This window comes from Nocardia lasii (assembly GCF_042658545.1).
GTDB lineage: Bacteria > Actinomycetota > Actinomycetes > Mycobacteriales > Mycobacteriaceae > Nocardia > Nocardia lasii.
This window is the reverse complement of the sequence record NZ_JBHSQN010000003.1, coordinates 94,606-108,992: the sequence shown is the minus strand read 5'-3', so window position 1 is coordinate 108,992 and position 14,387 is coordinate 94,606. Positions and strand designations below refer to the sequence as shown.

Genomic DNA, 14,387 nt, shown 5'->3' with positions numbered 1-14,387 from the left:
GGCAATCCGCCTCGCCAGCATAGCCACCCGCCCCAGAATCACACGGGGACAAATGAATTCGCGCAACTCATCGGGAGTGACCCCGTCAGTGGGTGTGCGGCGCGTTCTTCGTGACGTGCGTGGGCCCGTGCGAGTCGGCGCAGGGGTGGGAGTCGCGGTTGCCGATGTCGAGGATCTTCGGGCTCGCGTGGTCGACCTGGAGCGTCACGTGTTCGATGTGGTGGTCGTGGTCGAGCATGTGGGCGATGTCCTCGCGGACCGCGTGGCAGTCGTGGCCGGGCTGGACCAGCACGTGCGCCGAGAGGGCGGGGGAGCCGGAGGTGATCTCCCAGATATGCAGGTCGTGGACCTCGGTGACGCCGTCGCGGTCGGCCATGTCGCGGCCGATCTCGTCGGGGTCGAGGTGTTCGGGGGCGGCCTCGAGGAAGATCCGGCTCGACGCCCGGATCAGCCCGATGCCCGCCTTGACCATCAGCACCACCACGATCAGCGTGGCCACCACGTCGGCCTGCACCCAGCCGGTGAGGATGATGACCAGACCGGCCACAGCGGTGGCGATGAACGCGTACAGGTCGTTGAGGATGTGCTGGTAGGCGCCCTCGACATTGAGGCTGGTGCGATCGGCGCGGCTGATCATCCAGGTGGCCAGCACGTTCACGCCGATGCCGACGACGGCGGTGATCAACACCAGCAGGCCGTGCACCTCCGGCGGCTCGAACAGCCTGCGGATCGCCTCGTAGGCCAGCCAGATCGCCAACAGCAGCAGCGTCAGACCGTTGGCCTGGGCGGACAGGATCTCGACGCGTTTCCACCCGAAGGTCATCCGGCCGGTCGCCGGGCGGGCCGAGAGTCGGATCGCCCACAGCGCCAACACGATCGAGGCGGCGTCGGTGGTCATGTGCGCGGCATCGGAGAGCAGGGCCAGCGATTGCGCGTAGATACCGACGGCCACCTCGCCGAGCAGGAAGATGACGATCACCGCCAACGCCCCGGCCAACCAGCGCCGATCGCTGGTGGCCGACACCTTGTGGTCGTGCCCGTGCCCTGCGCCCATCGAATCCATCCTCTCCCTGCTGTTCGATCGAGGCAATCGTATGCACACATCGCTATGTATGCAATTCCTTCGTGATCGATCGCGATCGTCGCTGGTCACCGGTGCTCCAGCGTAGGCGGGGGAGGGGCGAAGTGCGGTCAGGGGCGCCAGCCGGAGGTGGCCAGCCACGTCGGCAGGTCCTGGAGGTCCGGGTGCTCGGCGCGCAGGGCGGCGAGGTCGAGTTCCTCGTCGGGGCGTTCGTTGAAGAAGGCGAACATCTTGGCCACCTGCTCGTCGAAGGCGCGCACCGCCTCGATCGGCACCTGGAAGCTGCGCGCGGGCAGACCGGCCGCGCCGCCGAACGCCGCGGCGATCTGCGGCGGGGTGAGACGGTCGCCGGCGATGGACAGGGTGCGGCCCAGGTACTCCCGCGGGCGGGTCAGCGCCAGCGCGGCGAAGGCGCCGATATCGCGGACCGAGATCAGCGACAGCGGAATATCCGCGCGCACAGCCAGATTCAGTACCAGCGTGCCCGAATCGTCGAGCACCGGGCGGTTGAAGGAGGCGAAATTGTCCATGAAGAAGACCGGCCGCAGGATCGTCGCCGGAATCCGCTGCGCGGTGAGGTAGTCCTCGAGATGTTCCTTGGCCGCGTAGTACTCCACGCCCGAGTTCTGCCCCGCGCCCCGCAGGGAGCTGTACACCAGGTGCTCGATCCCGCTGTCGCGTGCCAGGTCGATCACGGTTTCGCCGCGCCGCTGTTCGGCGGCGATGCCCGCCGCGGTGATATTGACGCCCTCCATCATGGTCAGCATCAGGAACACGCTGCGGCTCCCGTCGAGCGCGGCCTTCACACTGGCCTCGTCATCGAGATCACCCACTACCAGCTCCGCGCCCTCGGCCGCCAACGCCTTCGCCGCCGCCGACTCCGGGTTCCGCACGAAAGCCCTGACCTGCCTGCCCTTTTCGAGCAGCGCCCGGCTCGTAGCCCGTCCCTGCTGCCCCGTCGCCCCGATCACCAGCACGGGTCCGTTGTCGTTACTCATCGTCGTACTCCCTTGTCTCGGATGACCTTTCGTGATCACCTCGTGAATACGACGGTAAAGCGGTGCGCGCCGCTGGTCCTGGCACCGATACTGCTACCCAGAACAACGCTGTTCGCAGAGACGAACGGAGCATCATGAGCGAGAATCGCCGCGCGGAACTGGCCGCCTTCCTCCGCGCCCACCGCGCCCGCCTCCACCCCACCGACGTCGGCCTCCCCCACGACCTCGAACCAGGCCGCCGCCGCACCCCCGGCCTGCGCCGCGAGGAGGTCGCCGAACTCGCCGGGGTGAGTCTGACCTGGTACACCTGGCTCGAGCAGGGGCGCAGGATCAGTACGAGTTCGCAGGTGATCGACTCGCTCGCGCGGGCCCTGCGGCTCGACGACCCCCAGCATCGGCATCTGCGCAGGCTCGCCGATCTCGCGGAGCCGAAGGCGGTGGTCGCGACCGCGTGCGATGGGCAGCGGTGGCAGCGGTTGGTGGACGCCCTGTCGCCGAGTCCGGCGGTGATTCATGACGGGCGGTTGGACTTCGTGGTCTGGAATCGGGCCTTCGCGGTGGTGCGGACCGATCCCGCGCGGTTGGCGCCGGGACAGCGAAACCTGCTGTGGTGGATGCTGACCGACGCGGAGAACCGGGCCGCCATGCGCGACTGGGAGCGTGCGGCGCGTGCGATCGTCAGCCAATTGCGCGCAATCGTCGGTAGTCGGCCCGACGACGCGCGGCTGGCGGGCTTGGTCGCCGCGCTCACCGTGCACAGCGCCGAGTTCCGTACCTGGTGGGCCGACTACGATGTCGCCGAATTCCGGCCCACCACGGTGGGTCTCACGCATCCGAGTGCCGGTGAGCTCGAACTCGAGCTGTTCCAGTCGCGGCCCGTCGAGGACCCCGACCTGCTGCTGGTCGTGCAGCGGCCCGCGACCGATGACGACCTGCGTCGAGTGCGGTCCCTGCTCGATCAGTCCTGATCGGGCCAGGTTTCGGCGATGATCACTCGGCCGGTCGCGTACGTCGCGGCGACGGTGTCGCTGGGATAGGTCGGCCAGAACGAGACCGCGCCGGTGGCCTTGTCGATGACGTAGACCGAGCCGCCGATCGGCACCGGGCGGTCCGGGGGCGCGTGCAGGGGGGCTACGGCGAAAACGGTGAAGCCGCTGGTGAATTCGATGATCTCGCGGGTGTGACCTGGCAGTTCGGCGGGGAGGTGTTCGGCCGCGATCCGGCTGGCCTCGGCCAGGTCGACCGGCGTCTGCGCGTCGGTCGGGTACGCATGGATGTCCACCCTGCGATCGTGCCCGGTTGGTCCGGAAAATGGGCGGTCACGGGAAAAGAAGCGAGCCCGGCTGCCCTGCTCCCCCCTCCTGGAGCAGGCCCCGCCGGGCTCGCGAAGAAAGCATCGCGCGTGGGCCAAGGAGTCTGCTGAACACTTACTTAAGGCGCGGCGTTGTCATCGGCGGCCGCCGGTGCGATAACCCCATATGACGGACAATTCCTGCGGCGCGCACTGCGCGGGCCTGTGCACCAGGGACGGGTTGGCACAGGTGCTGGCCACCGATCGCGGTCTGCTGCACTGGCGGGCGATGCGCAGCCTCAACGACACCGGGCTGGCCGAGCACGCGGTGCAGGAGACCCTGCTGCGCGGGTGGCGGGCGTGCCGGGAGTTCGACAGTCGCAAGGGCAGCGTGCGCACCTGGCTGTTGGCGATCGAACGCAATGTCATCATCGACATCGTGCGGGCCCGCGCGGTGCGCCCCGGCGATGTCGGCTGGGACGACATCAACGACGTATCCGTGTGTGGCGGACCGGATTTCGCCGATGGTCTGGTCGACGGGCTGCTCGTCGACCAACTGCTGTCGCGGCTGCCCGAACCGCAGCGCGCGGCGGTCACCGAGGTGATCCTGCACGATCGCGGCTATCGGGAAGTCGCCGCCGATCTCGGGGTGCCCGTCGGCACCGTGAAGACGCGCGTGCACTACGCGCTGCGCTCGCTGCGACAGTTGCCCGATGTTGCCTGACGGTGACCATCGAACCGGCCATTAGGGTTTAGACCTGGGGTTTCCTCTTTATTCCGCCTGTCACATTTCGGTAACCAACCTTGCTTCGCGGTAACACAAGTTGCGACAGTTAACTACTGGGTTTGGTGTTACCAGGTGTTACCAATGGGAAGGGAGGGGCGCTCCGGTTCCCCGGGCGCCGACCGAACATGCAACCAAACATCATCAGGACCGGAATCTGCGCCACCCTCTCCGCCGCGGTGGTGGTGTCGCTGTCGGGACTGGTCCCGGTTACCGCCCACGCCGCCCCGGAACCGGCGACCAGCGACCAGCTCGCCGGCAAGACGATCTTCCTCGACCCCGGTCATCAGGGGTCCGGTCATACCGAGGATCTGAACCGCCCGGTCGACAACGGGCGCGGCGGCACCAAGGCCTGCCAGACCACCGGCATGACCTCGCTCAACGGCATCCCCGAACACACCATCAACTGGGACGTCGCCCAGCTGGTGAAGGCCTCGCTACAGGCGCTCGGCGCACAGGTGGTGCTCAGCCGCGCCGACGATGTGGGCTGGGGCGGCTGCGTCGACGATCGCGCCCGCGCGGCCAACGAGTCCGGCGCCGATGTGGCGGTGAGCATCCACGCCGACAGCGCGGGCCCCGACCAGCACGGATTCCACCTCATCGTGCCCGAACTCCCGATCCCCGACCCCGTTGCCGACCAGGCCCAGTCCGGGGGCGGACGGGTCGCGGCAGCCGCGGTGCGCGACGCCTACCTGGCCGCCGGTTTCTCACCCGCCAACTACGCGGGCGTGACGGGCGGCCTGCAGACCCGCGCCGACGTGGCCGGGCCCGCGCTCACCCAGGTCCCGCTGGTGTTCGTGGAGATGGGCAACGGGGCCAACGCCGACGACGCCGCCCGGCTGGAAACCCGCGAGGGGCAGCTCGAGCACGCGGTCGCCATCGCCACCGGAGTGGTCGGGTTCCTGCTGAACAAACCGATCCCCGCGTCCGCGCCCGCCCGGGTGCCCGCGCGCGCCCCGATCGCCGAACCGGCCGAGGTGCCCGCGCGCACGGCCCCCGGTGCGGGTTCGCGCAACACCGCACCCGAAACCCCGGCCGAACCCGCGCCGAGCACCCCGAAGAAGCGCGGCACCACCCCGCAGACCGAGACGACGCCGCAGGAATCCGAGTTCGACCTGAGCGTGCTCGGCGGTCCGATCACCGCCGTCATGACGCTGCTGATGCCGCTGGCCGAGGCACTGGGCATGGACGAGTCGACCATCCCCGGTCAGCTGATCAATCTCGTGTACACGCTGGTGGGGTTGGTCTTCGGGCCGGTCTGACACCTCGCGTCACCGCCCGCCCACTCCCGACCGGGGGTGGGCGGGTGTGCTGTGCGGGCTGGTCTGCCGGGGTCGCGGGGCAGGTGGCAGCATGGGTTCGGTGATTCCTGTCGTGATCGTTGCTGGGTTTCTCGGCTCGGGCAAGACGACCCTGCTCAACTACCTGCTGCGCAACAATCGGGGGACCCGGATCGGAGTGGTGGTCAACGACTTCGGCGCGGTGAACATCGACGCGATGCTGGTGGCCGGGCAGGTCGACGCGATGGTCTCGCTCGGCAACGGGTGCGTGTGCTGCGCGGTGGACGTCTCCGAACTCGACGACCTGTTCGGTCGCCTGGCCCAACCCCGCAGCGCGGTCGACGTGATCGTGGTCGAGGCGAGCGGGCTGGCCGAACCGCGCAACCTGATCCGCATGGTGATCGCCAACCCGAACCCGCGCATCGCCTACGGCGGCCTGGTCGAGGTGGTCGACGCCGAACAGTTCGAGCAGACGAGCGCGCGACACCCCGAACTGCTCACCCACCTGCGCCTGGCGGATCTGGTGCTGGTGAACAAGGCCGACCGAGTGCCGCCCGATGCGCTGGACGGCTTGCGCCGCGAGCTGTCGGACTGGGTCGGGCAGGTGCCGGTCTACGCGACCACCCACGGCCACATCGATCCCGGCCTGCTGTTCGACGACCGGGTGCCCGAGGAACCGAAAGTGGCCCAGCAGTTGAGCTTCGACGCCCTGCTCGACGAACACGATCACGACGACCCCGACCACCGACACCTCCACGACGACTACACCTCGGTGTCGTTCACCAGCGAGGCGCCGCTGGAACCCCGTGCGCTGGTGAGCTTTCTGGAAGACCCGCCGCCGGGTCTGTTCCGCGCCAAGGGATGTGTGGCCTTCGCGGTAGCGGGTGAGCGACGCAAGTTCGAACTGCACGTGGTCGGCAGGCACGTGGTCTTCACCCCGACGACGTGGGCGCGTGGCGAACAACGCGTCTCGAACCTGGTCCTGATCGGCGCGGGCCTGGACGCGGACGCGGCCCGGAAACGCCTGCGCGACACCGTCTTCGACGGCGAAAACCTCCTCGACGAGCAGGCCATGCTCGGCGTGTGGCGCTACACCCCGCGCTGATCAGCCGCAGGCGTTGACCCACTCCGACAGGCCGTCGGCGAAGAGTTGGCGCTTCCAGATCGGGACCTCGTGCTTGATCCGGTCGACGAGCTCGGCGCACACGGTGAAAGCCTCGGCGCGATGCGGGGCGGCCACCGCCACCACGATCGCCAAGCCGCCGATGGTGAGCGAGCCGACGCGGTGGGTCGCGGCGACCGGAAGTCCGCTGGCCTGAGCGACTTCGGCGCAGATGGCGTGCAGGAACCGCTCGGCCTGCGGGTGCGCGGAGTACTCCAGCGACGCCACCGCCTGGCCGCCGTCGTGGTTGCGCACCTTGCCGGTGAACACCACGATCGCGCCGAATTCCGGTCCGTCGACCGCGTTCTCGACCGACTGCGGGTCCAGATCCTGATCGCTGATCGTGGCCAGCCGGACCGCACCGAGGTCACTCATGATTGCCGCCTCCGGCTACTTGCGCGAGCAGATGATCCAACAGCGGTTCCAGCACCGCGATTCCGTCCTTCACCCCACCGGGCGAACCGGGCAGATTCACGACCACAGTACGCCCGACCAGCCCCGCGACCCCACGGCTCAGGGCGGCCAGGGGGAACTTCGCGGTGCCGCGCTGCCGGATGGCATCGGCCACCCCGGGCAGTTCGCGGTCGAGGACCGCACGGGTGGCCTCCGGGGTCGCGTCGGTGGGGGAGGCGCCGGTGCCGCCGGTGGTGACCACGAACGCGGGCGCGCCACCGAGGGCGTCGTCGAGGCCTGCGGCGATCTCGGCGTCGGCGTAGACGAGCGGGCCGCGCACCGAGAAGCCCTGGGAGGTAAGCCATTCGGCGAGAACCGGGCCGGTGGTGTCGATACGGGTGCCGTTCGCGGTGCCGGTCGAGGCGACGACGACCACTGCGGTACGCGAAACAGCATGGGCGTCAGCCGATTCGGCGCCATCCGCCAGACCGGGGTCGCCGGCGAAAACAGGATTCGCCGCACCGTCGAGCTGCGCCAACCGGCTCGACGCCTCGGGCGGCACCACCTCTGCCGCGCGCGCCTCGGGTCGCACCCAATGTCCGTGCTTGCCACCCTCTTTGGTGACCAGCCGCACCCCGTTCAGCACCGCGGCCGGATCCACCGCCTTCACCATGTCGTGCAGGGTCAACCCCGCCACCGCGACGGCCGTCAGCGCTTCCATCTCCACCCCGGTCGGCCCGGTCGTCTTCGCCGTCGCCTCCACCGTGATCGAGGTCTCGGTGAACCCGAACTCCACCTTCACCGACGACAACGCCAACTGGTGGCACAGCGGGATCAGCTCGGAAGTCTTTTTGGCACCGGCGATTCCGGCCAAGCGCGCGGTCGAGAGCACATCGGCCTTCGGCATGCCCTCGGCCCGCACCAGCGCGATCACCTCCGCGGTGGTCTGCAATTCGCCTGCGGCGACGGCGATCCGGGTGGTGTCGGGCTTGGCACTGACATCGACCATGCGCGCGCGACCCTCGCGGTCGACGTGGGACAACTCGCTCATAGGGTCAAGATTCGCACAGGGGCTCCGGCGGTCAGCGAGGTGACCTCGGCGGGGACATCCACGAGCACATCGGCCCAGGCCATGCCCGCGATGAGATGGGAGCCGGGGCCCGAGATCACCTCGACGCCGTCGTCGGTCAGCAGACCGCGCAAGTACTGGCGGCGACCGGCGGGGGAGCGCAGGGCGGTGAGCAGGGTGGTCTCGCGGCTCTCCGGTTCGGGCAGGCCCGCCAGCGCGCGCACGGTGGGTCGGGCGAACACGGCGTAGGAGACCATCGTGCTCACCGGATTGCCGGGAAAACTGAGCACGGGCACGCCGTCGACCACCGTGTACCCCTGCGGGCCGCCGGGTTGCACCGCGACCGAACCGAACGTGCCGCCCAGCGGCGTGAGCACATCCTTGACGACCTCGAAATCGCCCTTGGACACCCCGCCGGAGGTGAAGATCAGGTCGGCGACGGCGGTGGCCTCGCGCAAGACGGCCGTGAACCGCGCGGGGTCGTCGGTGCTGTGCGCGATCTCGACCACCTCGACACCGTCGGCGCGCAACGCCGCGGCCAGGGCGATGCCGTTGGAGTTGTAGATCTGGCCGGGAGCCAGGGCGCTGCCCGCGGGGCGCAGTTCGTCACCGGTGGTGATGCAGGCCGCGCGCAATCGACTCAGCACCGGCACCGTCGCCAACCCGACCGCGGCCAGCGCGGCGATGTGGCGGGGCGCGAGCACCGTGCCCGCCCGCGCCACGAGCTCGCCGGTGCGCACATCGGTGCCCGCCTCGCGCACGAATTCCCCACGCCCACGGCCGCGTTCGACCACGATGCGACCGTCCCCGGCCTGCACGTCCTCCACCGGCACCACACAGTCCGCGCCGGGCGGCATGGGCGCGCCGGTCATCACCTTCAGCGCCGCACCCGCGGGCAGCGGCGCGGTGCCGGGCTTGCCCGCCGCGACCACACCGGCGACCGGCAGCGTCACCGGCGTGACGGCCACGTCGGCCGCGCGCACCGCGTAGCCGTCCATCGCCGAGTTGCGGAACACCGGCAGATCGATGGGGGAGACCACATCGGCCGACAGGGTGCGACCGAGCGCGTCGGGCACCGGTACCTGCTCAGCGGGCCGGTCGCCCAGGTGCGCCAGCAACGCGGCGAGGGTGTCGCGGTACTCGTCGACGCTGCGCGCCGACGCGGTAGCGGGCCGGGGAGTCATGCTGCCAGCCTAATAGGGCCGGGTTGCCGCGCGCGTCTCAGCGATCACGCGGCGCGGGTCGGTGCGTTCGCGCAGGTCCGCGCCCGTGCGGCTCACCGTGGCCGGTCGTGCGCGGTGAGCTGACGAGTTCGTGACCAATCGGCCCGGCGCACGGAATACCGCGGAAGCTACGGGTCATACTGTAAGGATGACGCTGGTCGAGATGGGGATACCCGCTGTGCGCTCGGAGCTGCCGTCGCTCGACGGCAGGCCCGACACGCCGTTCCTCGTCGACCGCTTCGGCCGGGTCGCGCGCGACCTGCGCGTGTCCATCACCGAGAAGTGTTCGCTGCGCTGCACCTACTGCATGCCCGAAGAGGGCCTGCCGCCGATTCCGCGCCAGGAACTGCTCACCGCCGACGAGATCGTGCGCCTGGTCTCGCTCGCGGTGCGCGAACTGGGCGTGCGGGAGGTCCGGTTCACCGGCGGCGAACCGCTGATGCGCCGGGAACTGGAACAGATCATCGCGGGCTGCCATGCCGCCGTGCCCGACACCCCGCTGGCCATGACCACCAACGGCGTCGGCCTCGAACACCGGGTGCGCAAGCTCGCCGAGGCCGGGCTGACCAGGGTGAACGTCTCCCTCGACACCATCGACCGGGTCGACTTCACCCGCCTGACCCGCCGCGACCGCCTCGAATCGGTACTCAACGGCATCCGGGCCGCCCGCGACGCCGGCCTGGCGCCGGTGAAGGTCAACGCCGTGCTGATGCGCCAGAACCTCGCCGGCGCGGCCGACCTGCTTGCCTGGTGCCTGGCCGAGGAATGTGAACTGCGATTCATCGAGGAAATGCCCCTCGACGCCGACCACGAGTGGGCTCGCGAGCACATGGTGACCGCCGCCGACCTGCTCGAGGTCCTCGGCGAACGTTTCACCCTCACGCCCACCGCCCGTGTCGACCCGTCGGCTCCGGCCGAGAAATGGCTGGTCGACGGCGGCCCCGCGACCGTCGGCATCATCGCCACGGTCACCCGCAAGTTCTGCGACAGCTGCGACCGCACCCGCCTGACCGCCGACGGCATGCTGCGCTCGTGCCTGTTCAGCGACACCGAATTCGACGTGCGCACCGCCCTGCGCGCCGGTGCCGACGACGATGAGGTCGCCGAACTGTGGCGCGGCGCGATGTGGCAGAAATGGGCCGGTCACGGCATCGACGCCGCCGGTTTCGTCCCCCCGGAACGCACGATGGGAGCCATCGGTGGTTGAGGTCCGCTATTTCGCCGCCATCGCCGACGCGGTCGGCAAGAACACCGAATCACTCGACCTACCCGCCGGCGCCACCGTCGCCGACCTGCGCGCCACCCTCGCCGCCACCTACGGCTCCGACATCGACGGCCTCGTCGGCGTCTGTGCCTTCCTCATCGGCGACGAACTCACCCGCGACCCCACCGCCATGCTGCGCGACCGCGTGGATGTCCTACCACCCTTCGCCGGCGGTTAGCTCGCCACGAAAGCTGTTGCGCGACAACATTTCAGGATAAGTCACAGCGATCGGCCACTGATTCGGCACCCCGCCGTCCGCCCCGTTACGCTCGCCGACGTGCCGGGAATCGGCGAGCGTTTTCGAGAAGGTGTGTGCGGTGTCGTCGTTGGTGATCGTCTTCGTCATGTTCGTGATGGGCCTACTGGCCTACCAGCGCGGGTTCAATCCGTTCGCCTGGATCTTCGCGAGTGGATGCCTCGGCTTCCTCATCCTGCTCTTCCTGCCCTCGGCCAAGGAGCAGGGGCTCGACGCCCAGACGCGGGAAGCGCGCCGCCGTCGGGGCAACCAGTTCGGCTGGGGACTGACGGCGATCCTGCTGACGCTGGGAATCCTGGCGGCCGTGCTCGAGGTCGTGACCGTTTTGTCGGCCTGAACCGTCAGCGCCACCAGGTGTCGAGGGGGGTGACCGGGACGGTGCGCTTGTGGCGGGTGTTGGTGAAGATGGTTTCCAGGCGGGTGGCGACTTCGGGGGTGACGTCCTTGCCCTCGAGGTAGTCGTCGATCTCGGAGTAGCGCAGGCCCAGGGCGTCCTCGTCGGCGAGGGCGGGGCGGTCGTCCTCGAGGTCGGCGGTGGGGACCTTGGACCAGATGCTCGCGGGGGCGCCGAGTTCTTGCAGCAGGGCGGCGCCCTGGCGCTTGGTGAGGCCGGTGAGGGGGGTCAGGTCGACGCCGCCGTCGCCGAACTTGGTGAAGAAGCCGGTGACCGCCTCGGCCGCGTGATCGGTGCCGACCACCAGCAGGCTCTCCTGCCCGGCCAGCGCGTACTGGGCGACCATTCGCTCGCGCGCCTTGATGTTGCCGCGCACGAAGTCGCGCAGGCGCTCGTGATCGAGCGCGCCCGCGACCTCGAGGCCGATGGCGTCGGCGCTGGGGCGGACGTTGACCACGACGGTGCGATCCGGGTCGATGAAGTTCAGCGCGGTCTGCGCGTCGTGCTCGTCGGCCTGCACGCCGTAGGGCAGGCGCACCGCGAGGAACTTCGCCTCGATCCCGTCGGCGCGTAGCTCCTCGACGGCCAGCTGGCACAGGCGACCGGCCAGCGCGCTGTCCTGACCGCCACTGATCCCGAGCGCGAACCCCCTGGCCGGTGTGGTGGCCAGGTAGTCCTTCAGGAAGTCGACGCGGCGCCGGACCTCCTGCTTCGGCTCGATCTCGGGCAGCACACCCAATTCGGCGATGATCTGTTCACGCAGTGTCCCCATGCCGTCTCACTCTACTTGCGCGGCAGGGGAAACGACGTGGCGAACGAGCCATTCCCAGTTGTCGCCGATCCGCTCGCGCGGGTAACCGAGCACCTCCACCTGGTGGATGATCAGCGCGGCCGAGAGAGTGGCCAGCAGCGAGTCGGCGACCAGACCCAGGTCGCCGTCGACCCCGGCCGCGCGCAACAGCAGCGTGACGTGGGATTTGTGCAGCGCGTACGGGTCGCTGGACAGGCGTCCGTCGGCTTCGGCGGCGCGGTGCAGGTCGCCCTCGACCTCGATGTCGAGCAGGCGGGTCCGCCCGAACGCGATCAGTCGATCGACCGGGTCCGCGCCGGGGCCCAGCGGTGCGGGCCCGAACATGAACGCGGCCTGGAATTTCTGTTCGGAATGGTCGAGCAGGGCCAGCATCAGCCCGGTGCGGCTGCCGAAGCGGCGGAACACGGTGCCCTTGCCGACGCCGGCGCGCTTGGCGAGCGCGTCCATGGTGAGGCCGTCGACGCCGTGTTCGCGCACCAGCTGCTGGGCCGCGTCGAGCAGCAGCGCGCGGTTGCGGGCGGCGTCGGCGCGTTCGACCGGTTCCGCGCCGCCGGGCAGGGGGCCGCCGATGCCGAGCAGGGGCGAGTCGTCGGGTGTGGTGTAGCTCACGCCGCTCACACGTCCTCCGCGGGAAGTAATCGGACCGCAGTCCGGTTATTGCTGGATGAAACTTGGATCATTCCACTGAGTACACCAGGAGTCGTTATGAGCGAGACCCGCATCCTTACTCTCGTCGGAAGCCTGCGCGCGGGTTCCATCAATCGACGGCTGGCCGAGGCCGCGGCGCGGACCGCGCCCGCCGGCGTCGACATCGCCCTCTACGAGGGCCTCGCCGAGATTCCCTTCTACAACGAGGACCTCGACGTACCCGGTGCGGTCCCCGCGCAGGCCGAGGCGCTGCGGGCCGCGGTCGCCGCCGCCGACGCCGTGCTGGTGGTCACCCCCGAATACAACGGCACCCTGCCCGCCGTGCTGAAGAACGCCATCGACTGGGCCTCGCGCCCGTACGGCACCGGCGCGCTCAAGGACAAGCCGGTCGCCGTGGTGAGCGCGTCGATCAGCCCCAACGCCGCGGCCTGGGCGCACGGCGACGTGGTCAAGGCGATCGGCGTGGCGGGCGGCGCCGTGGTCGAGTCGGCCTCGGCGCGGTTCGCCGGAATCGGCGAGCGTTTCGGGCAGACCCACCCGGCCGAGGACGCCGAGGCGCTGACCCAGCTCGGCGCGACCGTGCACGAACTGGTCGCCGCGGCGAACGGCACGCTGATCTCGGCGTAAGCTGGGTCTTCGGCACCGGGCGTCGCATCCATCGCGGATGCGGCGCCTTTCGCTGTCGGGCGGGTTTGCTGAAGACTCGCCGAAGGGTGAAATGGTGATCTGAACCACTGTTTTCCCTGCTCGACCCAGGCCCGTCCTGGGACTTACCCCGTGGGAATTACATCCGTGCGACTCGCAACACCTTGTGTTGTTCTCATCTGTCGGCCACTAGGTGTAGTGTCTGTCGTACTGGAAGACGGTGTGGAGCCACCACTGATCGGGCCCAAGGGAAGGGGTTACGAGCAGGGCTTTCTTCGTCGGATCCAGGAGTTTGCAGGCCATGGATCAGACACCGGAGAGGGAGACTTCCGCATGACCATCACTGTCTACACCAAGCCCGCTTGCGTGCAGTGCAACGCCACCTACAAGGCCCTCGACAAGGTCGGGGTGGACTACGAGATCATCGACATCTCGGAGAACGCCGAGGCCCGCGACTTCGTCATGGCGCTGGGCTACCTGCAGGCGCCGGTCGTCGTCGCCGGTGACGATCACTGGTCGGGCTTCCGCCCCGATCGCATCAAGTCGCTCGCCGTCGCGGCCGCGTAGTTCGCGCCGGTTCGCCGGTAAGGAGGCGCCATGCCCGAGCAGATGACTCCGGGCGGGCTGGTCTACTTCTCCAGCGCTTCGGAGAACACTCATCGTTTCGTCGAGAAGCTGGCACTCCCGGCCACTCGACTTCCGCTACACACCGCTGATTCGCTGCGGATCGACGAACCCTACGTGCTGATCACCCCCACCTACGGGGGCGGTCGGCACGTCATGGGTGGACAGCGTCCCGACAAGGACCTCGTTCCGCGGCAAGTCGCCAAGTTCCTCAACGACCCGCACAACCGCGCACTGCTGCGCGGGGTGATCGCGGCCGGAAACACGAACTTCGGCGATACCTATTGCGTTGCAGGCGACATCATCTCGCAAAAATGCGGGGTGCCGTATCTGTACCGCTTCGAACTCATGGGAACCGCTGAGGACGTCGCGCGCGTCCGAGAGGGATTGGGATTGTTTTGGCAACAGCAACCACAGCACCGGCAGGAAAGTCAGCACGCCTAGAGCAGTCGGCGGTGCGACCC

General features: G+C 69.1%; 18 protein-coding genes. 10 read left to right on the top strand and 8 right to left on the bottom strand.

The window, feature by feature from the left end; translation table 11 throughout:
• Nucleotides 1-85 precede the first annotated feature (85 nt).
• Complete coding sequence (locus tag ACFP3H_RS08310; RefSeq protein WP_378601965.1) at nt 86-1,054, bottom strand: cation diffusion facilitator family transporter; 969 nt, start codon at nt 1,052-1,054, stop codon at nt 86-88.
• A 137-nt stretch (nt 1,055-1,191) separates the two neighbouring features.
• Entirely contained in the window at nt 1,192-2,079 is an 888-nt protein-coding gene (locus ACFP3H_RS08305; protein ID WP_378601962.1) for an NmrA/HSCARG family protein, read from the bottom strand.
• A 134-nt stretch (nt 2,080-2,213) separates the two neighbouring features.
• On the opposite strand from ACFP3H_RS08305, the gene ACFP3H_RS08300 reads away from it, so the two are divergent.
• Nucleotides 2,214-3,047 (top strand): helix-turn-helix transcriptional regulator, encoded by an 834-nt coding sequence (locus ACFP3H_RS08300; protein ID WP_378601959.1) that lies wholly within the window; start codon nt 2,214-2,216, stop codon nt 3,045-3,047.
• Here ACFP3H_RS08300 and ACFP3H_RS08295 read toward each other — a convergent pair.
• Complete coding sequence (locus tag ACFP3H_RS08295) at nt 3,038-3,361, bottom strand: hypothetical protein (protein ID WP_378601956.1); 324 nt, start codon at nt 3,359-3,361, stop codon at nt 3,038-3,040. The genes ACFP3H_RS08300 and ACFP3H_RS08295 overlap by 10 nt on opposite strands.
• Nucleotides 3,362-3,557: 196 nt before the next feature.
• Here ACFP3H_RS08295 and ACFP3H_RS08290 point away from each other — a divergent pair, with 196 nt between their 5' ends.
• The 3 genes from ACFP3H_RS08290 (at nt 3,558) to ACFP3H_RS08280 (ending at nt 6,539) form a co-directional block, all read left to right on the top strand.
• Entirely contained in the window at nt 3,558-4,094 is a 537-nt protein-coding gene (locus ACFP3H_RS08290) for an RNA polymerase sigma factor (RefSeq protein WP_378601953.1), read from the top strand.
• Nucleotides 4,095-4,282: 188 nt separating this feature from the next.
• Nucleotides 4,283-5,416 (top strand): N-acetylmuramoyl-L-alanine amidase, encoded by a 1,134-nt coding sequence (locus tag ACFP3H_RS08285; protein WP_378601950.1) that lies wholly within the window; start codon nt 4,283-4,285, stop codon nt 5,414-5,416.
• A gap of 91 nt (nt 5,417-5,507) precedes the next feature.
• Nucleotides 5,508-6,539, top strand: a complete 1,032-nt coding sequence (locus ACFP3H_RS08280) for a CobW family GTP-binding protein (RefSeq protein WP_378601947.1) — start codon at nt 5,508-5,510, stop codon at nt 6,537-6,539.
• Here ACFP3H_RS08280 and ACFP3H_RS08275 read toward each other — a convergent pair whose 3' ends face one another.
• Genes ACFP3H_RS08275 through ACFP3H_RS08265 form a run of 3 tightly spaced genes read right to left on the bottom strand, consistent with a single transcriptional unit; the run spans nt 6,540 to nt 9,242 of the window.
• Nucleotides 6,540-6,971: a molybdenum cofactor biosynthesis protein MoaE gene (locus tag ACFP3H_RS08275; RefSeq protein WP_378601943.1), complete on the bottom strand. Its 432-nt coding sequence runs from the start codon at nt 6,969-6,971 to the stop codon at nt 6,540-6,542.
• Entirely contained in the window at nt 6,964-8,040 is a 1,077-nt protein-coding gene (gene moaCB / locus ACFP3H_RS08270; RefSeq protein ID WP_378601940.1) for a bifunctional molybdenum cofactor biosynthesis protein MoaC/MoaB, read from the bottom strand. Before moaCB ends, ACFP3H_RS08275 begins: the two co-directional genes overlap by 8 nt.
• The gene (locus ACFP3H_RS08265; protein ID WP_378601937.1) at nt 8,037-9,242 is read right to left on the bottom strand and encodes a molybdopterin molybdotransferase MoeA; all 1,206 of its coding nucleotides are present in this window, start codon (nt 9,240-9,242) and stop codon (nt 8,037-8,039) included. The genes moaCB and ACFP3H_RS08265 overlap by 4 nt, the downstream gene beginning before the upstream one ends.
• A gap of 187 nt (nt 9,243-9,429) precedes the next feature.
• Here ACFP3H_RS08265 and moaA point away from each other — a divergent pair, with 187 nt between their 5' ends.
• The 3 genes from moaA to ACFP3H_RS08250 all read left to right on the top strand — a co-directional run bounded on the left by moaA (nt 9,430) and on the right by ACFP3H_RS08250 (nt 11,138).
• Nucleotides 9,430-10,488, top strand: coding sequence for a GTP 3',8-cyclase MoaA (gene moaA, locus ACFP3H_RS08260; RefSeq protein WP_378601934.1), 1,059 nt, complete (start codon nt 9,430-9,432; stop codon nt 10,486-10,488).
• Nucleotides 10,481-10,723 (top strand): MoaD/ThiS family protein, encoded by a 243-nt coding sequence (locus ACFP3H_RS08255; RefSeq protein ID WP_378601931.1) that lies wholly within the window; start codon nt 10,481-10,483, stop codon nt 10,721-10,723. The genes moaA and ACFP3H_RS08255 overlap by 8 nt, the downstream gene beginning before the upstream one ends.
• Before the next feature lie 139 nt (nt 10,724-10,862).
• On the top strand, nt 10,863-11,138 hold the full coding sequence (locus tag ACFP3H_RS08250; RefSeq protein ID WP_378601928.1) for a hypothetical protein: 276 nt from the start codon (nt 10,863-10,865) through the stop codon (nt 11,136-11,138).
• Nucleotides 11,139-11,142: 4 nt separating this feature from the next.
• Here ACFP3H_RS08250 and nadE read toward each other — a convergent pair whose 3' ends face one another.
• Together nadE and ACFP3H_RS08240 are read right to left on the bottom strand one after the other, a co-directional pair.
• Entirely contained in the window at nt 11,143-11,967 is an 825-nt protein-coding gene (gene nadE, locus ACFP3H_RS08245) for an ammonia-dependent NAD(+) synthetase (protein WP_378601925.1), read from the bottom strand.
• Between the two features lie 6 nt (nt 11,968-11,973).
• Nucleotides 11,974-12,615: a TetR/AcrR family transcriptional regulator gene (locus tag ACFP3H_RS08240; protein WP_378601922.1), complete on the bottom strand. Its 642-nt coding sequence runs from the start codon at nt 12,613-12,615 to the stop codon at nt 11,974-11,976.
• 96 nt (nt 12,616-12,711) lie between these two features.
• Between ACFP3H_RS08240 and ACFP3H_RS08235 the strand changes: the two genes are divergently transcribed.
• The 3 genes from ACFP3H_RS08235 (at nt 12,712) to nrdI (ending at nt 14,367) form a co-directional block, all read left to right on the top strand.
• Nucleotides 12,712-13,281, top strand: coding sequence for an NAD(P)H-dependent oxidoreductase (locus tag ACFP3H_RS08235; protein WP_378601919.1), 570 nt, complete (start codon nt 12,712-12,714; stop codon nt 13,279-13,281).
• A gap of 351 nt (nt 13,282-13,632) precedes the next feature.
• On the top strand, nt 13,633-13,866 hold the full coding sequence (nrdH, locus tag ACFP3H_RS08230) for a glutaredoxin-like protein NrdH (protein WP_378601916.1): 234 nt from the start codon (nt 13,633-13,635) through the stop codon (nt 13,864-13,866).
• Between the two features lie 30 nt (nt 13,867-13,896).
• Nucleotides 13,897-14,367 carry a class Ib ribonucleoside-diphosphate reductase assembly flavoprotein NrdI gene (nrdI, locus tag ACFP3H_RS08225; protein WP_378601913.1) on the top strand — a complete coding sequence of 157 codons (471 nt, stop codon included), beginning with the start codon at nt 13,897-13,899 and terminating at the stop codon, nt 14,365-14,367.
• Nucleotides 14,368-14,387: the final 20 nt, after the last annotated feature.